Annotated in this window: 17 protein-coding genes; 7 read left to right on the top strand and 10 right to left on the bottom strand. The window is 65.0% G+C overall.

Features of this window, described 5'->3' with window-relative positions; translation table 11 throughout:
- Positions 1-38 precede the first annotated feature (38 nt).
- The 5 genes from QA640_RS15970 to QA640_RS15950 all read right to left on the bottom strand — a co-directional run bounded on the left by QA640_RS15970 (position 39) and on the right by QA640_RS15950 (position 8,346).
- Complete coding sequence (locus tag QA640_RS15970; protein ID WP_283041558.1) at positions 39-1,913, bottom strand: flagellar protein; 1,875 nt, start codon at positions 1,911-1,913, stop codon at positions 39-41.
- 20 nt (positions 1,914-1,933) lie between these two features.
- On the bottom strand, positions 1,934-3,802 hold the full coding sequence (gene flgK / locus QA640_RS15965; RefSeq protein WP_283041557.1) for a flagellar hook-associated protein FlgK: 1,869 nt from the start codon (positions 3,800-3,802) through the stop codon (positions 1,934-1,936).
- A 38-nt stretch (positions 3,803-3,840) separates the two neighbouring features.
- Positions 3,841-6,090, bottom strand: a complete 2,250-nt coding sequence (locus QA640_RS15960) for a flagellar hook-basal body complex protein (protein ID WP_283041556.1) — start codon at positions 6,088-6,090, stop codon at positions 3,841-3,843.
- 179 nt (positions 6,091-6,269) lie between these two features.
- Entirely contained in the window at positions 6,270-6,785 is a 516-nt protein-coding gene (gene msrB, locus QA640_RS15955) for a peptide-methionine (R)-S-oxide reductase MsrB (RefSeq protein ID WP_283041555.1), read from the bottom strand.
- 97 nt (positions 6,786-6,882) lie between these two features.
- On the bottom strand, positions 6,883-8,346 hold the full coding sequence (locus QA640_RS15950) for an FAD-dependent oxidoreductase (protein WP_283041554.1): 1,464 nt from the start codon (positions 8,344-8,346) through the stop codon (positions 6,883-6,885).
- Between the two features lie 92 nt (positions 8,347-8,438).
- On the opposite strand from QA640_RS15950, the gene QA640_RS15945 reads away from it, so the two are divergent.
- The 3 genes from QA640_RS15945 to QA640_RS15935 all read left to right on the top strand — a co-directional run bounded on the left by QA640_RS15945 (position 8,439) and on the right by QA640_RS15935 (position 9,937).
- Complete coding sequence (locus QA640_RS15945) at positions 8,439-8,990, top strand: histidine phosphatase family protein (RefSeq protein WP_283041553.1); 552 nt, start codon at positions 8,439-8,441, stop codon at positions 8,988-8,990.
- 46 nt (positions 8,991-9,036) lie between these two features.
- Positions 9,037-9,462, top strand: coding sequence for a universal stress protein (locus QA640_RS15940; protein WP_283041552.1), 426 nt, complete (start codon positions 9,037-9,039; stop codon positions 9,460-9,462).
- Positions 9,463-9,553: 91 nt separating this feature from the next.
- Positions 9,554-9,937, top strand: coding sequence for a hypothetical protein (locus tag QA640_RS15935; RefSeq protein ID WP_283041551.1), 384 nt, complete (start codon positions 9,554-9,556; stop codon positions 9,935-9,937).
- Between the two features lie 7 nt (positions 9,938-9,944).
- On the opposite strand, the gene QA640_RS15930 is transcribed toward QA640_RS15935, so the two are convergent.
- Positions 9,945-10,181 (bottom strand): DUF1127 domain-containing protein, encoded by a 237-nt coding sequence (locus QA640_RS15930; RefSeq protein WP_349253748.1) that lies wholly within the window; start codon positions 10,179-10,181, stop codon positions 9,945-9,947.
- A 185-nt stretch (positions 10,182-10,366) separates the two neighbouring features.
- On the opposite strand from QA640_RS15930, the gene QA640_RS15925 reads away from it, so the two are divergent.
- Positions 10,367-11,710 (top strand): PLP-dependent aminotransferase family protein, encoded by a 1,344-nt coding sequence (locus QA640_RS15925; protein ID WP_283041549.1) that lies wholly within the window; start codon positions 10,367-10,369, stop codon positions 11,708-11,710.
- A 12-nt stretch (positions 11,711-11,722) separates the two neighbouring features.
- On the opposite strand, the gene QA640_RS15920 is transcribed toward QA640_RS15925, so the two are convergent.
- Positions 11,723-12,295 (bottom strand): YdcF family protein, encoded by a 573-nt coding sequence (locus tag QA640_RS15920; RefSeq protein ID WP_283041548.1) that lies wholly within the window; start codon positions 12,293-12,295, stop codon positions 11,723-11,725.
- 189 nt (positions 12,296-12,484) lie between these two features.
- A complete protein-coding gene (locus tag QA640_RS15915) occupies positions 12,485-13,087 on the bottom strand; it encodes a hypothetical protein (protein WP_283041547.1) in 603 nt (200 codons plus the stop codon).
- A 71-nt stretch (positions 13,088-13,158) separates the two neighbouring features.
- Between QA640_RS15915 and QA640_RS15910 the strand changes: the two genes are divergently transcribed.
- Positions 13,159-13,593: a hypothetical protein gene (locus tag QA640_RS15910; protein WP_283041546.1), complete on the top strand. Its 435-nt coding sequence runs from the start codon at positions 13,159-13,161 to the stop codon at positions 13,591-13,593.
- Here QA640_RS15910 and QA640_RS15905 read toward each other — a convergent pair.
- Together QA640_RS15905 and QA640_RS15900 are read right to left on the bottom strand one after the other, a co-directional pair.
- The gene (locus QA640_RS15905; protein ID WP_283041545.1) at positions 13,590-15,002 is read right to left on the bottom strand and encodes an MFS transporter; all 1,413 of its coding nucleotides are present in this window, start codon (positions 15,000-15,002) and stop codon (positions 13,590-13,592) included. The genes QA640_RS15910 and QA640_RS15905 overlap by 4 nt on opposite strands.
- Positions 15,003-15,283: 281 nt before the next feature.
- Positions 15,284-15,790 carry a ferritin-like domain-containing protein gene (locus QA640_RS15900; protein WP_283041544.1) on the bottom strand — a complete coding sequence of 169 codons (507 nt, stop codon included), beginning with the start codon at positions 15,788-15,790 and terminating at the stop codon, positions 15,284-15,286.
- A 424-nt stretch (positions 15,791-16,214) separates the two neighbouring features.
- Here QA640_RS15900 and QA640_RS15895 point away from each other — a divergent pair, with 424 nt between their 5' ends.
- Together QA640_RS15895 and QA640_RS15890 are read left to right on the top strand one after the other, a co-directional pair.
- Positions 16,215-17,297, top strand: a complete 1,083-nt coding sequence (locus tag QA640_RS15895) for a YbhN family protein (RefSeq protein WP_283041543.1) — start codon at positions 16,215-16,217, stop codon at positions 17,295-17,297.
- Between the two features lie 239 nt (positions 17,298-17,536).
- Positions 17,537-19,483, top strand: coding sequence for a hypothetical protein (locus QA640_RS15890; protein ID WP_283041542.1), 1,947 nt, complete (start codon positions 17,537-17,539; stop codon positions 19,481-19,483).
- The last annotated feature ends 29 nt before the right edge of the window (positions 19,484-19,512 follow it).

Below are 19,512 nucleotides of genomic sequence, written 5' to 3'. Positions count from 1 at the left end.
AGAGGTAAACAGGCATGGTTAATGGAGCCTTAACGCTGTTACAGGAACTTGACGAGCGAGAGCTGCGCCAGCTTCGCCGTGGTCTGGTAGGACGCCTGGAGCGCGTTCTGGAGCGCCAGGATCTCGCTCGCGACCTGATCGGGAGAGGCCGACTCGGCCTGGTCGATGATGGTCTGAAGCTGCGCCTTGGCCTGGGTCTGGCGTGTGGTGGCATCCTTCATCGTGTTCTGGGCCATCGCGATATCGGTCTGGATATCCTCGATACGCTGCTGCCCGGGCTGCTCGGTCAGCGCCTGCGCAACCCGCTGGCTCAGGGCGGACACCTGACCGCCCGAATATTGCCCGGTCGGCGACGTCGAGAAAGTGCCAAACACAGCGGTCGCCTGCATCTGCCGGCGGATCGCGTCCTCATCGGCCTGCGCGCCATATTGAACCGTGACGGCATCGTCGACGCGCGCGACCGCTGTGGAGCGTGCCGAGCCGGGCCCGTCATTGCCGGTGTACCATTTGATCGTGTTGGCCGAGCCGTTCACCAATGTCGTCGCCGAGCTCGCCGGCGACGAGCCGACACGCAATGGCGGCTGCGTGGCCGTGATCGGAGAGGAGCTGAAACCAAGCGCCCCCAACGCGGCCGTATTCGAGCTGGTGATGTTCAGGCTTGCCGCGTCATCGGTGTTGATTGTGATCACGCCGCCATGGATCGTCGACGGTTTCGAGGTGCCCGTGATGGAGTCGATCTTGCCGAGCAGGGTCTGGATACTGTCGGTGACGTTGAGCTGGTTGCCGGTCGCGCCGGAATTGACGAAGGTCAGCGTGGTGCCGTTGACGGTGATGGTATTACCGGCTGCAAAGCTGGTCCCGATCGAATCCGAAGGCGCAGTGCCCGACAGCAGCGTCGCACCGGTGACCGGCGCCGGCGTCGCCATCTGGTTGTTGACGGCCGTGCCGATCGCCGAGCTCGCAGTATTGAAGAAATTGTCGCCGGCCGTCATGGCAGACGCCGCCACCAGCGAGGTGTTGGCAAGCTTCTTGATTGCGGTGTTCAGCGCGGTGTTGAGGTTGGCGGCCGTGTTGTTCGGCGTGGTCGGGTCGATGGCGAAGCTGCCCTGTGGCGCTGGTGTTGCGCTGGACGCGGTCAGGTCGATCTGCTCGGTCGTACCGTCCGGCAGCCTGAACTGAACGCTCAGTTTGTCGCCATTGTTCGGATTGTTGCCGTTGAGATCGACCGAGAAGGACACCGGCGAACCGCTCGGCCCCGTCACGGTGGCGCCGGTCAGCTTCGAGGAGACCGCCGCAATCTTCAGCCCGAACGGCGATCCTGCAACATCCTCGGCCACCTGCACCGAGCTCGCCGTCGGCTGCGTCTGCACCAGCCGGCCCATGCCGTTGGCGCCGAGGTCGGCGGCCTGGCGCTCGGCCATGACGGTCTTGAAGCCGGCCTGCGTCGTCGTGCCGTTGATGATGGCGTCGGCGTTGGCGACGGACTGCGAGTTGAAGGCGGTCCCGGAGAACAGATAGCGGTTACCCGACTGGGTGTTCAGCACGCCGACCATCGAGCCGAACTGCGCTGCCGCGGTGTTCTGCGCGATGGTCTGGCCGTTGACGTTGAGATCCTGCGCGGTGCTGGCTGCGCCAGTCTGCACCGTATTGCGGATCGTCGACAGCGACTGCAGCGCGGTGTTGGCGAGGTTGATGCTGACGTTGACGTTGGTGATCGTATCGGTATAGGCCGCGATGTTCGAAAGCTGCGCGCGGGAAGCAATCGCAAAGCCTTCGTTGGTGCCCATGCCGGAATAGTTCTGCGACAGCTTGCCGGTGGAGAGCTGCGTCGATAGATCGGTGAGCTGCTGATTGATGTTGCGGATCTGCGCGCCGAGAACCGACGATGAGTAGTTGATGCTGGCGATCGACATCTTTCAGAGCCCTAAACTGGTTACCTTTGAGCCTGGATCAACGTGTTCATCATGCTCTGTACCACCGACATAACGTGGGCGTTGGCGGCATAGGCATTCTGCAGCTGGATCAGGTTCGACATCTCCGAGTCGATGTTGACGCTGGACGTCGAGTTGAACTTTGCCTGGAGCGTCGAGACCACGACGCTCTGTCCTTGCTGCAACGCCGTCGCCTGGGTCGAGGCGTTGCTTTGGATGCTCAGAAACTGCTGCAGATAGCTCGAGACCGTGCCGCTGAAAGGCTGGCTCGACGAGCCCAGCCCCGTCGTCGGCGAATAGGAGAACACCGAGCTGGTGAGCTGCGTGTAGAGGAAGTCCGAGCGCGTGGTATCGCCCGCGGGCGTCACCGGCGAGGTGTTGTAGACCGAGAGCTTGCTCGGATCGGTCACCACCGCCGCGTTCACCCCGATGCGCCCGGCAAGTCCGGTCATCTGCGACCCCGAGGAGGTAATCGCCCCGGTGTAGAGCGCACTGCCATCGGTGAACAGCGGCAATTGCGCATTGCCCGACTGGAGCGACGAGATCGTCTTGGTCACCGAGACCGAATTGACCGTGCTCGAACCGGTGCCATCGGCCGTGATCTGGAGCGTGGTGCCGGAGCCCGCAAACGACAGATGCGCGCTACCGGCAAGCGCGGTGTTGAGCGTTGACAGGATCGAGCCCATCGGCGCGGAGAAGTCGATGCCGACTTTCAGGGGATTGGCATTGGTGGCGTTTTGCAGCGGCAGCGCCGCCGGATCCGCCACGTTGACGATGGTGATCTGGCGCTGGGTGTTAGTCGCCGTATCGGTGTAGGTCAGGTTGACCGAATTGCCCGGCGCAGCACCGGCGAGGTCGACCTTGAAGCCGGACGGCGGGCCGGCGACCGCTGTGCCGGCGGTGGTCTTGTCGGACATGGCGCTCGCCATCGTCGCCGCGAATTGGTCGACCTGGGTCTGTGCCTGCACCAGCGTCTGTTCGCGCAGCTTGAGGTCGGCCGCGATCTGTCCCGACGAAACCACGTTGTTGGCGACAACGTCAATCGACGAGCCGTTCGGCAGCGAGATGTTGAACGCGCCGACGCCGGATTTGGCCGGATTGCTGTCATAGAGTGAGTTCGCAGTCAACGCGCCCGCCGACGCGAAGCTGAACTTCGAGGCCAGCCCCGCGCCAACGAGCTGGATGCCAGTGTTGGTGTAGACGTTGGCCTGGTTGGAGCCGTCGGTGACGACGCGGACGTCGACATATTTCGAGAGCGTGTTGATGGCCTGGTCGCGCTGATCCATCAGCGTCGCCGCCGACGGATCGGTCGAGCTCAGGCCTTGCAGCTTGGTGTTGATGTCGGCGATCTGCTGCATCGCCGCGTTGGCCTGCTGCGCCGAGGTGCCGAGATCCTGCTCGACATTGGTGCGCAACGACTGGATACCCTTGGTCGTGAGGTTGAGCTGCTGCGCCAGCGATTGCGCAGCGGCGACCGCGACGGTCTGCGCCGACGACGCGCCTGCGCTCGTCGACAATGCCTGCAACGAGCTCGTGAAATCGTTCAGCGCGGTTTCGAGGGTGCCGCTGCCGCCGGGATTGCCGTAGACATTCTGAAGCTGCTTCAGGATGTTGGCCATCTGGTCGGCATAGCCGCCGCCCCCGGTCTCGGTGCGCAGCTGGCCCTGCACGAAGGTATCGAGGTCGCGGCTGACGCCGGTGGTGATCACCGTCGAGCCGAACTCGCCGGTGGTGACCTCGATCTGGTTCGGCGACTGGGCAACGTAACCCGGCGTCTGCGAATTGGCGACGTTCGAGGAGACGATCGAAAGCGCGGCCTGGTTGGCACGCAGGCCGCTCATTGCGCTGGCGAGGGATGAACTCAAACCCATGTGACTGCCCGCCCTTGGTTACGCTGCGTCAGCGCTGATCAGCGCAACACGTTCAGGAGATCCTGCACCATCGAGTTCGCCGTCGTGATGACCTTGGTGTTGGCCGAATAGGCCTGCTGGGTCACGATGAGCTTGGTGAACTCGTCGGCGATGTCGGTGTTCGATCCCTCGAGCGACGAGCCGCTGATGGTGCCGGAGGCCCCCGCGATCGCCGGACCCGACTGGTCAGTGACGGCATAGGCGCCGCCATCGAGCGCCTTCAGGTAGTTGGTGCCGTTGAAGTGCGACAGCGTCACCGAGGCGAGGTCGAGGTTTTGGCCGTTGGAGAAGGTGCCGACCACAAGACCGTTGTTGTTGACGGCGACCGAGCGGAGCTGACCGGCGGCGTAGCCGTTCTGCGTGATGGTGTTGATGGTGACCGCGCCGCTGGTGCTCGCATATTGCGTCAGTCCACCCGAGGAGATGTTGAAGGCGACGGTGCCGAGCGCCTGACCGCTGACGGTGACGTTGGGGATGGAGATGCCGGAGCCACTCGGCGAGCTCAGCGAGCCGTCGCTGGCGAAGGTGAAGGTCTGCCCGGTATTGACCCAACCAACCCCCGTGCCGGTGGCATTGGGGTCGGTCTGGTAGAACAGGTTCCAGCTGTCGGTATGGCCGGCGCCCAGCGACGCGCTGTCGGTCTTGGCCCAGCGCAATTGCAGGTTAACGGGCGTGCCGGCCGCGTTGTACGCAGTCACCGCACCGCCGCTGATCGATTCCTTGGTGAAGGTCGCGATGTCGTTGCCGATCACGGTGCCCGTGCCGGCGGTGCCGCCGCCGTTGCGGGTCTTGCTGATGGCGGAGGTGAAGCCGAGCGCGGCGAAGGCGGAGGAGTTGGAGCTGGACATCGTCAGGGTGGAGACGGTGCCGGTATTCAGCGTGATCACGCCGCCCGCAATCGACGAGCCAGTTGCGCCGCTGAGACCATCGATCTTGGCCAGCAAGGTCGAGATGTTGTCGGTGATGTTGATCTGGTTCGCGCCCGACGCACCCGAGGTCATGAAAGTCAGCGTCTGACCGTCGACCGTGATGGTATTGCCGGCCGCAAAGCCCGACGAGAGGACTTCCGCGCCGCCCGCCGTGGCGCTGCCGCTCAGCACGGTGGAGCCCGTGATCGCAGGCGTCGACAGCACGTTGCCGCCGCGCGTCACGGTGCCGAGGCCGAGCGCGGTCGCTGCCGCGCCACTAGTGACCGACACATCGGTTGTGGTGCCGGTGGCTATCTGAATGTTGCCGCTGGCGGTCAACGTCGCTGTGACGCCGGCGCCGCCGGCGGTCTGGATTGCGGTCAGGATGCTTTGAACCGTCGCCGTGGTGCCCGCTCCCAGGCCGATCGTGGTGTTGCTGCCGGCCGTCGTGACGGTAGTGCCGCCGTTGAAGGTAACCGTGTTGCCGTTGATCGTCAGGGTCGTGCCGCTGAGCGCGGTGAGGATGCTCGAGGCGAGATGGTTGCCTGCGGTCGCGTCGAGTGAGGTGGTCGCGGCTGCGGCCGCCGATGCATTGTCCTGCAGAGCGACCGAGCCCGTCGCGCTCGTCGAGGTATAGGCCGAGCGCAGATTGCCGGTGGCTGCGGCGCCGGAGATCGTCGCGTTCGTGTAAGGAGCGGGCGGCGTGCCCACCGGCAGCGGGTTGGCCGCGAAATCGGACGGATTGATTCCACCCGCTGCGAGCAGCGTACCACTTGCCGCCGTCGAGCCCGCGACCGTGTTCGGCTGGGTCGGCAGGTTCGCCGCATACTGGATCGCGGTGGTCGCCTGCGCCGGGATGAAATTGTTCGCGAACTTCAGCACCGTCGGCACGCTGCCGGTGGGATTGCCGGTCTTCGCGTCGACCGTGACGCCCATCAGATAATAACCGGCGCCGTTCACGAGATTGCCGTTGGCATTGACCTGGAAGTCGCCGCGGCGGGTGTAATAGGTGACGCCGTCGAACACCGGCACGTTGTCGACGACGCCGCTTGCCTTCTGCACTGAGAAGAAGCCGTCGCCAGTGATCGCCATGTTGGTGGCGACGCTGGACGATGAGATCGTGCCTTGGGTCGTGATCGTCGCCTGGGCATGCGCGGTGACGCCGCCGGCGACCTGCTTGCTGGGCACCTCGGCGTTGGGAATGAGGTCTTCGAAGCTGGTCCCGATGCCCTTGTAACCGGTGGTGGAAGAGTTCGCGATATTGCCGGAAATATTCTGAAGCGCGTAGGACTGCGCCTGCAGGCCACCCACCGAGGTGTTCATTGCATCGAAGATACCCATAACTTTGTCTCCAAAATCGATCTCGGCGGCCGGCCGACCCATGGCCGCAATCGAAGGGAGACGTCGCAAGGCCTATGCCAATGCAGTACCTCAATGAAATCAAAGATTTAAATAGACATGCCCCGGCCGTGAGACCGGGGCACAATTGCCGGGCCGGCAACAATTGCCGGGCACACCCCCTACGTCGCGGACGCTGCCGCGGGGTGGAAAACAAGCCCGAAACCATCGATGCAATAACGCAATCCGGTGGGCTTCGGACCGTCGTCGAAGACGTGGCCGAGATGGCCGCCGCAGCGCCGGCAATGCACCTCGATGCGAACCATGCCGTAGGTGCGGTCCTCGGTCTTGCCGACATTGCCTTCAATCGGCTGGTAGAAGCTCGGCCAGCCGGTGCCGCTTTCGAACTTGGTGTCGGAAGCAAATAGCGGCAAGTCGCAGCCGGCGCAGGCAAAGACGCCCTTGCGATGCTCATTCAGAAGCGGACTCGAGCCGGGTCGCTCGGTGCCGTGGTTGCGCAAAATCTCGTACTGCTGAGGCGTGAGTTGGGCGCGCCACTCCGCCTCCGTCTTCTCGATCTCGAATTTCTCCGCGGCCTTTTCTTGTGCGGCCTTGGCCGGGGTCGCTCTCAGCCAGCGGAACGCCGTAAGACCGAACAGGCCGGCGACGGACGTCAACAGGACGCGGCGGTCAAACATCTCTTTCTCCGTGCGAGGGGACTTTTCACCTGTCCACGCGCTGAGATACGGGCTTCAACGCGCGACGTTACACCGTCAGGCGGAGTTTTTTCTCAACTTATTGCGAGATGCCCTGCTCCTGCGACGCGGCTTCCGCGGGATGCGGGACCGGTTCCAGCGGCGGCGCCGGCCGAACCGGGCGCATCGCGCCGGGCGGCGCGCGCCGCGGACCGGTGCCGGCGGCCCGGTTGGCCTCAGCCAGCTTCGCCTCGCGCTCCCTCTCCTTGACCCGCGCCCGCTCGCGGTAACGGGCAAGGGAGCCCGCGGCGGCCGAACTCGCCCTCCCCCAGAGCCCGATCACCTGGCCGGCGGCCCGCCCCGTGATCCCGCCCGCCCAGACCAGCTCGAACGGCGAGAACAGCCGCCAGCGCTCGTCGCCCCGGAGGATGCTGCGGGCGATGAGTTGCCCGGCCATGGCCGAGGTGTTCATGCCCTGGCGGCCAAAGCCGCTCGCCACCCACAGGCCTTTGCGGAGTTGCCCGATCTGCGGCATGCCGTGCACGGTCTGGCCGGTGGCCCCGCCGAACATCTCGGCGATATCGACCTCGCCGAGATCTGGAAAGATCGTGCGGATCCGGCGCTTGATGGCACCGGCGAAGCGTTGTGGGCCCGCAGCCCAGGTGGTCTCCGGGCTTTCCCACATCAAGCGGTCGCCATCGACGACGCGGAAATGATCGATGCCGTCGGTATCCATCACCGATCCCTTGAAGGCGAGGATTTCGGAGAGGCGTTCGCCGAGTGGCGCGGTGATCCCGGCGTAGCGCCAGATCGGCAACAGCGTGTCTGACAGGCGCTTCAGCGGCGCGCCGAGATGAATGTTGCCGGCGAGCACGATGTGCGTGGCGCGCATGCGCGCCGACGGCGTCACGATGCGCTTGCGGATGCCGGAATGATCGATGCTGACGACCGGCGTGTCCTCGAAGATGCGCGCGCCGGCCCGCCGGGCCAAGGCCGCGAGCCCGTGGACATATTTCCGCCCGTCGACCTGGAACGCCGTCGGATAATAGACGCCGTGGAAATACCGGCCGGTCTTGAGTACCGCACGCACGCGGTCGGCCTGCCAGCCTTCAGCCTCGGTATCGAAATCCTCGTTCAGCATCTGGAGCCGGCTGATCAGCCGGTCGCCGACGTCGACATTGGAGACCTCGAGCACGCCGTCGCTCACGCCAATCCCCGGCATCGTCTCTTCGGTGGCATTTGCCCGCACGAATTCGGCGCCCTCCTTCGACAGCGCCCAGAGCTCGCGCGCATCCTCGAAACCGATGCGCTCGATCAGGTCCGCGAGCGGCAGCGCAAAACCCGGCATCACGGTGCCGAGCTGGTTGCCGGAGGCGTTCCAGCCGACATGCCGGCCCTCCAGCACTGCGACGCTGGCGCCGAGCCGAGCCGCCTCCAGCGCGATGGTGAGCCCGGCGAGCCCCGCGCCGATCACGCAGATGTCGGCGTCGAGATCGAACGACAGCCGCGCGCGCTCGCGATAGCCGGCTTCTTCCTGGGACACGCTTGTGTAAGTCTCGCTCATGTCGTTTTCTTAAGGCACCGGTCGGGCGCTTGTCACCTTGTCCTGAACCCGTGCCTGTAGATTAAATACGACCGTAATGATTCGAGAATGCCATGCGCCGTTTGATGCTGCTGCGTCACGCCAAGACCGAGACTGACGCACCGAGCGGCCGTGACCAGGACCGCCGCCTCGACGACCGCGGCCATCGGGATGCAGCACAGATAGGCGACTGGATGGCCCGTCATCCGCCGTTCCCCAATACTGTGCTGGTTTCACCGGCCGCGCGGGCCAGGCAGACCTGGGACATCGCCTGGCGCGCCATGAAGGACCGTATCGCGCCGCCCCAGGTCGAATTGCTGCCGGAACTCTACGGCGCCGATCCCGCGCAGCTCCTGGAAACCATTCGCACCGCAACCATTTCGGCCTCGCCCAAGCATCTTTCGCCAAAGATCCTGATGCTGGTCGGTCACAATCCCGGCATGCATGAAATTGCGTTGCTGCTGATGGGCAGCGGCGAGGAGGCCGGCCGCAAGGCCCTTGCCGACAATCTGCCCACCGCGGGGCTTGCGGTCTTCGACTTTGACGTCAAGGATTGGGATGACGTGGCGTACCGCCGCGGGAAACTGGTGAAGTTCATCAGCCCCAAGTTGCTGAAGCAGGCATGAGGACACAGGGCGCCGTCCTCAGCCGTCGAAAGACAGGGAGGCGCAGATGTTCAAGTCCATTCTCGTGCCCATCGACCTCGCCGACACCGATCTCGCAAAACCTGCGATCGCGACGGCTGCGACGCTGTCGCAGACCTGGAACGGCACCGTGCGCCTGCTCAACGTGCTACCGATGACGCCGGTGATGCTGGCCGAATATGTGCCGGCCGATTTCGACGAGCAGCAGCGCCAGACCTCGGAGGAAGCGCTCGCCATCGTCGCGCGCGAGTCCGGCATCGACGACGCGCATATCTCCAGCGTGGTGCGCCAGGGCGGCATCTATCACGAGATTTTGGAAGAAGCGGCACATATGAAGGCCGACCTCATCGTCATGACCTCGCACCGCCCGGCGATGCGGACCTATTTCCTCGGCTCAAATGCCGGGCATGTGGTGCGTTACGCCAAATGCTCGGTGCTGGTGGTCAGGCATTAACCTCGGAACAATCGCGTGAAGAAGTGGTGGCGCGAGCTGAGCTACGAAATCCCGCTCGCCATCGGGGAACGCGCTGTGGGAGGTATGTGTCGTGCAACTGGCCGCCCTGCTGGACAGGCTGACGTTGCGGCAGATCATCGCCTTCGTCCCGGTCGTCATCCTGATCCTGGCCTACTACCACCGCATCCCGATTCCCCCGGAATTGATGCTGGTTGGTGATTTCCTGGCCTATATCGACATCTTCGCGGTGCTGTTCCTGCTGGGCGTTCTCAGCCGTGCCGCAACGATCCTGTTCGTCATGAAGCAGGCGGCGGCGCGCACCGCCGTGCTGGTCAGCAGTCTCGTGGAAAGAGTCGGACTGGATGGCCGGCACCGCCGCGAGCGCGGAGCCACGGCTAGGCCGCGCCCCAAGCCCGACCATCCCGAGGACGATCGAGCTTTCGGCACGGCATGGGGTCGGGCCGCGATCGCCTGACCTCCTCTTATTGATAGCGCGTCAGCTCGGCTTTCATCTGCCCGTAAACGGCATCCTCGATCTGCGAGCGCGTGATCCCGATGTCGCGCAGCGCGCGGTCGTCGAGTTCGTTCAGCGTCTTGACGGCGGCACGACGCTCCAGGAAGCCGAGCAGCGCCGAGGCGCCGTTGACAACGGAGCGGAGGAAGCCGCCTGACGAGGATGGGCTGAGAGGCTGCCCGGCAGTTTGCGAGATGGTTGTCATGTTTCTTCTCCGGCAATCGTCCCGCGCGGCGAAAGCGATGCCGTCGGCCCAGGCGCTGATCGGCGCCTGCTCCTTCATTGCCCTCGGAATGCTCGCGCAGCCGGGGTTCAATCGCGGAACTTGATGGAACTTAAATGCTCCAGTACAATCCTCGGTGCAAGGGAAACATTGATCTCGGTGCAATAATGTCCAAGTTCGAGTACGTGAAGCTGGCCGACGCCATTGCCGCCGACATCACTAACGGAGCCTTAAAGCCCGGCGACCGCCTGCCGCCGCAGCGCAATTTCGCCTATGAGCGGGGCATTGCGGTCTCGACCGCGAGCCGTGTTTATACTGAGCTACTGCGTCGCGGCCTCGTCGTCGGCGAAGTCGGCCGCGGCACGTTCATTTCCGGCGAGGCGCGGCGCGGCGTCTCAGCTCCCGCCGAGCCGCGCGGCGCGCGCATAGATTTCGAGTTCAACTATCCCGTATTGCCGCAGCAATCGGCGATGATCGCAAAGTGCCTCGCCGGTCTCGAGCGCCCCGAGGGGCTCGAGATCGCGCTGCGGCCTGCGACCAGTACAGGCACGCAGGCAGCTCGGAGCATTACCGCATCATTCCTCGCACGCAAGGGCTGGACGCCGAACGCCGATCACCTCGTCTTCACCTCGAACGGACGGCAATGCATTGCCGCCGCGCTTGCCGCACTCGTGCCTGCGGGCGGGCGCTGCGGCGTCGAGGCGCTGACCTACCCCTTCATCAAAGGCATCGCCGCGCGGCTCGGCATCGCGCTGGTCCCGCTCGCGATGGACGAGCAAGGTGTCCGCCCGGACGCGATTCAGAAGGCGCATCGCGAGGCGCATCTCGCCGCGCTCTATCTCCAGCCGACGATGCAGAACCCGCTCGGCATGACCATGCCGCTCACTCGGCGCAGCGACGTGCTGCGCGTTGCCGAGAAGCTTGACCTGCCGATCATCGAGGACACCGTTTACGGCTTCCTCACCGACGAGGTGCCGCTCGCCTCGCTCGCGCCGGACCGCTGCCTCGTGCTCGACAGCCTCTCGAAAAAGGTCGCACCGGGGCTCGCGCTCGGCTTCATCGTCGCCCCGCCCCACTTGCGTGAAAGCGTGCTGGCCTCGGTGCGGTCGGGCGGCTGGACCGCATCCGGCTATGCCTTTGCGGCCGGGCAGCGGCTGATGGCCGACGGCACCGCGGCCGAACTGTCTCGCCTCAAACGCATCGATGCGGGCAAGCGCCAGCATCTGGCGGCGCAGCGGCTTGCCGGCTTCGACATCCAGGCCGATCCGAAGTCCTATCATCTGTGGCTTGCGCTGCCGCCACATTGGCGGTCGCAGACGCTGGTCGCCGCGGCCGGCCGGCGCGACATCGCGCTGACACCGTCCACAACGTTCGCGATCGCCAACGGCCACGCCCCCAACGCGGTCCGCCTTGCGCTAGGCGCACCGACTTTCGAGCAGCTCGACACGGGCCTGCGCACACTCGCGGCGATGTTGCGCTCGAAGGAAGAGGATTTTGATTCGACGGAGTAGCGCGCTGGCCTCTCACGCCACCGGCCAGTCCGCGATGAAGCCTTTCGCCTTGTACGGCGCAATCTTGTCCCACTCGTGCAGGACGCGGCGGCGAAACTCGGCATCGGTGTGCCAGAGCCCGCGCGGCGTCGCAAAGCTATCGACAGTCACGAGCATCTTCGTCGCCTCCGGCCAGTGGCGGTGCAGCGTCATAGGATAGCGACGCGCCGTCCAGGTATTGCCGAGGCAGATCACGCTACGAATAATTTGCAGCCCGAGCGCCGCATCGATGACCGGCAGCGAGAAGACGACATTCTCCCCCGTATTCATCGCCCGGTGCTCTTCGAGGATGCGGCCTGCCGGAATGCCGGCTTCGACCATCGCAGCCTTGATGAGCATGCACTCGGATTGCTCCGAGCCCGGCGTCACCCCGCCGCTGACAATCGACCAGCGGAAATAACCGTCCCGCCAGAGCCGGGCTGCGGCATCTGCGCGCAGCGCGACGTCCTCGCGGGTGCCGAACAGGAACAGCAGATCGGCCGGGCAAAGGGGAGTCTCGATCAGATGCGTGGCATTGATCGCGGCGATCTCATCCGCCGTCGGCATTCGGGTGCTGCGGTCCATGACGACAAGGATGCGGCATGGACGCGCTCCTGCGAAGTCACGTTTGATGACCGCCGGTTGCAGCCGCCGCTAGAAGCATGATCCGGAAAAGTGTGCAGCGGCTTTGCGAAAAGATCATGCTCAAACAATAACCTAAATCGCAAAGACAAATCATCCCAATCTCATCGCGCTTTACGGCAGCAGCGCCTCCGGCAGTCGGTCAAAGCCGTAGCGGCGCGGTTGGTTGCGCCGGATGAAGCCGCCGATCTGCCAGGTGAACAGCGCGGCGAAGCCGATGATGAACAGGGCGCCGGTGAATTCGCCGGTCACAACCGCGCGGATGAGAAGCCCAGCCATCGCCGCCGCCAGCATCCCCAGAAGCGCGAGCGCCGCCGAATAAGCGGTGCGTCCGAGGCCCGCGGTCAGCTTGGCACGGCTGCCGGCTTTCGCCATGCGCGCATGCAGCGCGACGATGAAATCGCGAAAGCCGTGATCCTGCGCCGCCATCAGCGCCGCGGTCTGCCAGGTCGTCGACAGGATCGCGATGCGACCGCCATCCGCATGGCGGAGATCGGCGCGAAACCGGTGCTGCTGCATCGAGACCGGCCGGTACGACAGCCGGATCGCCGCGATCTCGCCATAGCGCCACAGGCCGGAGCGTCCGGCGATGGACCAGGACAGGCCCTCATCCGTCAGCTCGAAGCGGTGCGCCGAGCCGATCAGCGAGGCCTTGTAGGCGTAGCTCGTGACTTGCTCGCTCGGGACTTGCGCGGCGGCCTCCTGAACCTCGGACATCTCGATCCTTATCAACTTCGCGCGGCCTGATCGGCTTGCGCGACCGCCCTCACCCATCCTACAAACCAGGCATGGCTGAGACGACCTTTTTTCCCCGTCACCTGATTCTCGGCGGCGCGATAATCGCGGGCGTGCTGCTCGCGCTCGCGGTGCACATGCTGGGCGCGCGCTACGGGCTCGACCTCGGCGGGCTCTGGCGCTCGGACACGCATGAGTTCATGCCGGCGGGCGCCGCGATCGCGTGGTGGCTGATCGCGACCGTCGGCTTTTCCGGCGGCTACTTCACCGCAACACTGATGCAGAGCGCGGTCTCGGGCCAGATCCCGCAAAGGATGCGGCAGTTCCTGATCGCGCTCGGCGTTTTGCTGCTCGCCGGTGCCGGACAAGCGGCCTCCGCACCAAGTCCGATCCCAACCATCTCAGGCGTATTGGCAGGCCTCGCCGCACTATGCCTCGGCGCAGTGATGGCGTTCTGCGGCGCGCATTTCGCGCTCCGCAAGGCTTAAGCCATCCCCTCGCGTTCTCGTCCAGCCGCCCGCCATATCGCCGTCGCGGCCAATAGCAGGACCGCTGCCGCAATGATCAGCGACGCGTGCAGGCCGCTCATGAAGTTTCCCGCAACGAGCGAGCCGAACAGCGCAACGCCGAGCACGCTGCCGGTCTGCCGGGTCGCATTGAGCACGCCGGCCGCGATGCCCGAGCGGGCCTTCTCGACGCTGCCGAGCAGCGTCGAGGTCAGGGGCGGCACCAAAAGGCCGAGACCGCCGCTGATCGCGATCATCTGCCCGGCGATCGCCCAGTAGCTCGTATCGGGAGCCATGCCGACCATGCCGAGGCAACCCAGCGCGGAGACGCACGCGCCCAGGATCATGGTTCTGCAAGCTCCGATGCGCTCTGAAATGTGCGGTGCCAGCAAATTCACCGGCAGCACCGCGCCCATCATCGGGACGAAGGCAAGCCCGGTCCACCAGGCCGACAGCCCGTTGACTTCCTGGAAGTAGAGGCTGAGCACGAAGATCAGGCCGTAGATCGCAACGTTCACGAGCAGGCCCACAAGCGAGGTCAGCGCGAACATGCGGTTGCCAAACAGCGACAGCGGCAGCATCGGCTGCGCCGTGCGCTGCTCCCGCCAAACGAACAGCGCGGCCAGGACAGTGGCCGCGACGAAGGCTGCGATCACGGCAGGATGCGCCCAGCCGATCGCGCCTGCCTCGATGATCGCGCCGGCGAGCGCGCCCAGTGCACCGATCGCCGCGCACTGGCCTGGCAGATCGATCTCGCGCGCTCGCGAACGCGTGGTCTCATCGGCGTAGCGCCAGGTCAGCCAGAGGCCGACAAGCCCGATGGGCAGGTTGACCAGGAAGATCGCGCGCCAGCCGACCAGCGTGATCAGGCCGCCGCCGACGAACGGCCCTGCGGTCAAGGCGAGGCTGGCGCCTGCGGCCCAGACCGCGACGGCGCGGCCGCGCTGCTTCTCGTCCGGATATGCATGGTTGAGCAGCGCCAGCGAATTCGGCACCAAAATCGCCGCCGCCAATCCCTGGATCAGCCGCGCGCCGATCAAGACGGTGGCGTTCGGCGAAAGCGCGCAGGCGAGCGAGGCCGCGGTGAAAAGGGCGAAACCCACCGTGAAGACGCGCTTGGCGCCGATGCGATCGCCGAGCGCGCCCGCGGTCAGGATGAAGGCGGCAAAGGCGATGGTATAGGCGCTCACCACCCATTGCAGTTCGGCGACCCCGCCACCGAGCGCGGTGCCCATCGCATGAAGCGCGGTGTTGACGATGGTGACGTCGAGCTGCACCACGCCATAACCGAGGCTCATCGCAGCGAGCGTCAGCGAGGTGCCAAGGCGGGAGCGCTGCGTGCTTTTCAAGGACTCATAGTCGATAGTGGTATGGGCAATTTTGGTCCGCATGCTGCCATCCCGATTGCAGCCCCATGCGAAGACCACGCCCCGGCCTCACGCACGCTTCGATAACGAACGAATGATGCGCGCGGGGTGGTCTCGGCTCTCAATTTCCCCAAGTGTCATCTTCCCCAAGTGTCATCGCCCGCGAAAGGCGCGCGATCCAGCATTCCAGACACCGTGACGAATGCGGAGACGCTGCGGCGTACTGGGTGCCGCGCCTTCGCGGGGCATGACAGCATCGCGAGAACGCCGCACGTCGTCCGCGCGGCGATCTCACTCGCCTCGAACTAGCTCGCCGCGCGCAGGTTCACCTTGGTCTCGGCGATCGTGGTCAGCTTCTTGTCGGTCGCCTTTTCTTCCTCGAGCGTCTTGGCGAGCACCGCCGCGCAGTCGTTGCGGCCGAGCTGCTTGGCCCAGGCGATCAGACTGCCGTAGCGGACGATCTCGTAGTGCTCGGCAGCCTGCGCCGCGTTGATGAGGGCCGCATCGAGCACCGCCTTGTCGGCGACCTCGCCGGCGGTCTCGTCGGCTTCCTCGATGATGCCGTCGATCGCCGGGCAATCGACTGCCTTCACCGTGACGCCATGCATCTTGAACACTTCTTCCAGCCGCTTCACATGCTGTTTGGTTTCATCGAGATGCGTCAAAAAGCCCTGCTTCAACTGCGGATCGGTCGCCTTATTTGCCATTTTCGGCAGCGCCTTGGTGAGCTGTTGCTCGGCATAATAGATATCCTGCAATTGATGCACGAACAGGTCGTTCATGGTCTTGATGTCCTTGGTGAACAGTCCCATCGTTCCAATCCTTGCGCTTCGGGAACAGAGCGGCGCCCGGCCTGCAAGCAGGCCGCTGTCGCGCGATGTTCGGTTGCTGATGCACCGCTAACCGACACGCATGACGGTCGTTCCGACGGGATCGAAAACCTTGTGCTGGAACAAGGCGAATTGCGCCATGGTTTGGCAAAATGCGGGCAATGAGACGGCAATGCTGCGACTCGCCATCCGTGACGCGCGGCAATGTGTAGGACGTATGACGGAAGGGATGCCGAAACGCAGAAGCTTCCGTTGTCAAGGGCTGCACAAGTCGCTGTTTTTGCCTTAAGGAACTAGGATATATGGCTTGCGATCGGCGCCAGGCTTCTGGTGGTCATCGCGCTCAATCGGCACCCGCTCGATTGGGCAGGTTTTACGAGTTGCTTGCCCCCCGCCGGGAGGATGAATGCAGGACGTGCTGCCCACGCTGAAACGCGGCTTCAAGAGATGGATCGGCTGGCGTCGGCTCGGCATTGCCGCGAGCGTCATGATCATCGCCTTCGCGATCACCACGCTGGTGCGCACCCTCAAGGGCATCGACACCGGCGTCATCCTGACTGCGTTAACTGAGATTCCCCGCGGCAATATCGGCCTTGCGGCACTCTGCGTCTTCTTCGCCTTCTGTACGCTGACCTTCTACGACTTCTTCGCACTGCGAACGATCGGCAAGAAACACGTCCCCTACCGCATCGCAGCGCTGTCCAGCTTCGCCTCCTATTCGATCGGCCACAACATCGGCGCGACCGTTTTCACCGGAGGGGCGATCCGCTTCCGGATCTATTCGGACTACGGGCTGAACGCGATCGACGTCGCAAAGATCTGCTTCCTCTCCGGCCTCACCTTCTGGCTCGGTAACATCTTCGTGCTCTCGATCGGCATGGCGATCCATCCCGATGCCGCCTCCGCGATGGATCAGCTCCCCTCCGCGATCAACCGCCTGATCGCCCTTGGCGGCCTTGCGTCGATCGCCGCCTACCTGGTCTGGCTGTCGATGGGCGAGAAGCGGCGCGAGCTCGGCCAGAAGGGCTGGAAGGTGGTGCTGCCGTCGGCCCCCCTGACGCTCGTGCAGATCCTGATCGGCGTGGTCGACCTCGGCTTCTGCGCCATGGCGATGTACCTCCTGGTGCCGTCCACTCCGCCGATCGATTTCATGTCGCTGGCGGTGGTGTTCATCCTGGCGACGCTGCTGGGCTTTGCCAGTCACGCCCCCGGCAGCATCGGCGTGTTCGACGCCGCCATGCTAGTAGCGCTCCCCGAATTCGGCCGCGAGCAGCTCCTGGCGACCCTCCTGGTCTTCCGCATCCTCTATTTCATGATCCCGTTCGGCCTCGCCATTTCCATCATGGGAGCGCGCGAGCTTTGGATGAACGTCGTGGAGCCGTGGCAGGAACGCCGGCGGCTGGCGGAGGCCTGCACGCAGGGCAACCTGCCCAAGCAGGTGACGCAGATGGAGCGCGAACGGTCGCTGCGGCAGGCCAGCAAGCGCTAGGGCATGATCCGGACCCGAAGGACCGCGTTAGCGCAAAGTGAGAAGCGGTTTTCCCTCGCGACAAACGCGGAACGCGTTTGCGCGGAGATCATGCTCAAACAATAAGCTAAAGCGCGATGACCATTCATCGCGCTTTGGCCGCTGGACGTCGGCCAGAAAACGCGTCAGACCAACGTCGAAGGGCGGGTCGAGGAAGCTCTCTTATTTCCGCCTCAACTTTGACGTTGAAGACGCGGGTCATGATCCGAGCCAACCTCCGCACCTTTCTCGCCGGCGCCCTGCTTTTCGGGATATTCGGCGCTCTGCCGCCTGAACGCGCTGCCGCGCAGGACGGCAGCTTGCAGATCACCTGGGAGGTGCGCAACCGCTTCCGACTGTTCCGCGAAGAGCGCGACTTCCTGCTCCACGTCGAGAACGCCCGCAACCGCAGCATTCTCGCCACCGAGCAGTCGCTGGAGATGCAAAGCGAGGGCCGCGGCTGGGCCCGCAACATGGTCAACCGACTCTGCATCGACCTCCAGGGCCGGGTCAACCAGCCCTGCACCCGCGACAACGTCAAAGAGAACTACATCACGCCGGTCGACCATCCCGTGACTGTGCGCCTGACCGGTGCCGTGCCGGTCGGGGCCACCTGTGCCTGGTCGTTCGACGACGGCGACGGGCCGCAAGCCTCGACTTTCGACTGCGCCGAGCCGGTGAACTTGCGCGTCCGCTACGGCAAGCAGACGGTGGCGACCGTCGACGTCTCCTCGGGGTCCGACCCGACCCAGCGCATCCAGGCCGAGATCCAGGTCCGCGACATCTTCATTGCGGGCCTTGGCGACAGCATCGCCTCGGGTGAAGGCAATCCCGACCGCCCCATCGCGCTGTCCGACGACGGTTTTTGCTTCCGCTCCTATCTCGGCACCGCCGGCGCGCAGTACTACCGGCCGAGCCGCGCCGGCTTCAAGGGTGGGCGCGCCTGCGAGGCGCCGGACACGCTCGCCAACTGGCAGCGCTACGGCGCGCTCTGGTTCAATGCTGCCTGCCATCGCTCGCTGTACAGCTACCAGAGCCGCACCGCGCTCGTGCTCGCGGTGCGCTATCCCCACATCGCCGTGACCTATCTGCCGCTCGCCTGCACCGGCGCGAGCATCAGCGATGGGCTGTTGGGCTCGCAGCGGGCGCGCGAATGCCCGCCCGGCAAGAGCGGCGTTTGCCAGACCAGCGTGAACGCGCAGGTCGCTGAACTGCGCGAGGCGCTCACCGCAGCCCAGAAGCGGCAGCCGGACCGCAAGCTCGACCTCGTGCTGCTCTCGATCGGCGCCAACGACGTCTATTTCTCCGGCCTCGTCGCCGACGTGATCGTTGACACCGCGACCGAGCGTGCGCTGTTTACGCGCTCCGGCGTGATGGCCGGTGTCGACGATTCGCGCGATGCGCTCGCGCGCGAGCTGCCGAGGAACTTCGTCAAGCTGCGCGAAGCCTTGAAGCCGCTGGTCGGCGGCGACCTCTCGCACGTCGTTTACGTCTCCTACGCCAATCCGGCGCTCGCCGACGGCGGCGTGCCCTGCCGCGGCGGCCGTGCCGGCTTCGATATCCATCCGGCCTTCAACGCCGATCCGCAACGACTAGCCCGCGTCTCGACCTACGTCGACACCGAATTCCTGCCGCAGCTCAAGGGGCTCGCGACCTGCACGCAGGGCGCGCTGTGCCGCGATCCCGAATCCGATCGCATGACCTTCGTCGACTCGCATCAGGATCTGTTCGCCGACCACGGCTTCTGTGCGCATGCCGGCTCCGATCCCGAGTTCGACCGCGCCTGCTTTGCCGAGAACGGCCAGAGTTTCAACCCCGACATCGTCACTGCCGCAAGCCAGCCCATGCTGTGCGGCCGCGGCGCCTCCGAATATCGCGCCTATCTGCCACGCGCGCGCTGGATCCGCGACGCCAACGACAGCTATTTCGCTGCGATGACCTATCCGCAGGGCCTGCCGGCCGCGAGCCAGCCGAACGACATTCACGATGCGACCTGGGGCGTGCTTTCCGCCGTCTATGGCGGCGCCGTGCACCCCTCCGCCGAAGGTCACGCCGCGATGGCGGACTCGGCCCTGCCGGCTGCGAGCGCCGTGCTCGGCCTCGACGCCGTGCCGCCCAGCTTCACCCGCGGCCTGCTGGCGCCGTTGCTGCCTGGCGCAAGGCGGTAGCCTTTTTCGCACTGGCCGACTTCGGGCGC

It is taken from the genome of Bradyrhizobium sp. CB82 (genome assembly GCF_029714405.1).
Lineage (GTDB): Bacteria > Pseudomonadota > Alphaproteobacteria > Rhizobiales > Xanthobacteraceae > Bradyrhizobium.
The sequence above is the reverse complement of the archived record's forward strand: the minus strand, read 5'-3'. Positions and strand labels throughout refer to the sequence as shown.

Bases quoted from the DNA above. Each gene is read 5' to 3' on its own strand.
- QA640_RS15945 (WP_283041553.1), top strand. From the start codon at position 8,439: ATGCGCCGTTTGATGCTGCTGCGTCACGCCAAGACCGAGACTGACGCA.
- msrB (WP_283041555.1), bottom strand. From the start codon at position 6,785: ATGTTTGACCGCCGCGTCCTGTTGACGTCCGTCGCCGGCCTGTTCGGT.
- QA640_RS15960 (WP_283041556.1), bottom strand. From the start codon at position 6,090: ATGGGTATCTTCGATGCAATGAACACCTCGGTGGGTGGCCTGCAGGCG.
- QA640_RS15950 (WP_283041554.1), bottom strand. From the start codon at position 8,346: ATGAGCGAGACTTACACAAGCGTGTCCCAGGAAGAAGCCGGCTATCGC.
- QA640_RS15905 (WP_283041545.1), bottom strand. From the start codon at position 15,002: ATGCGGACCAAAATTGCCCATACCACTATCGACTATGAGTCCTTGAAA.
- QA640_RS15910 (WP_283041546.1), top strand. From the start codon at position 13,159: ATGGCTGAGACGACCTTTTTTCCCCGTCACCTGATTCTCGGCGGCGCG.
- QA640_RS15900 (WP_283041544.1), bottom strand. From the start codon at position 15,790: ATGGGACTGTTCACCAAGGACATCAAGACCATGAACGACCTGTTCGTG.
- QA640_RS15970 (WP_283041558.1), bottom strand. From the start codon at position 1,913: ATGTCGATCGCCAGCATCAACTACTCATCGTCGGTTCTCGGCGCGCAG.
- QA640_RS15920 (WP_283041548.1), bottom strand. From the start codon at position 12,295: ATGCCGACGGCGGATGAGATCGCCGCGATCAATGCCACGCATCTGATC.
- QA640_RS15925 (WP_283041549.1), top strand. From the start codon at position 10,367: ATGTCCAAGTTCGAGTACGTGAAGCTGGCCGACGCCATTGCCGCCGAC.
- QA640_RS15930 (WP_349253748.1), bottom strand. From the start codon at position 10,181: ATGACAACCATCTCGCAAACTGCCGGGCAGCCTCTCAGCCCATCCTCG.
- QA640_RS15890 (WP_283041542.1), top strand. From the start codon at position 17,537: ATGATCCGAGCCAACCTCCGCACCTTTCTCGCCGGCGCCCTGCTTTTC.
- QA640_RS15915 (WP_283041547.1), bottom strand. From the start codon at position 13,087: ATGTCCGAGGTTCAGGAGGCCGCCGCGCAAGTCCCGAGCGAGCAAGTC.
- QA640_RS15895 (WP_283041543.1), top strand. From the start codon at position 16,215: ATGCAGGACGTGCTGCCCACGCTGAAACGCGGCTTCAAGAGATGGATC.
- QA640_RS15940 (WP_283041552.1), top strand. From the start codon at position 9,037: ATGTTCAAGTCCATTCTCGTGCCCATCGACCTCGCCGACACCGATCTC.
- flgK (WP_283041557.1), bottom strand. From the start codon at position 3,802: ATGGGTTTGAGTTCATCCCTCGCCAGCGCAATGAGCGGCCTGCGTGCC.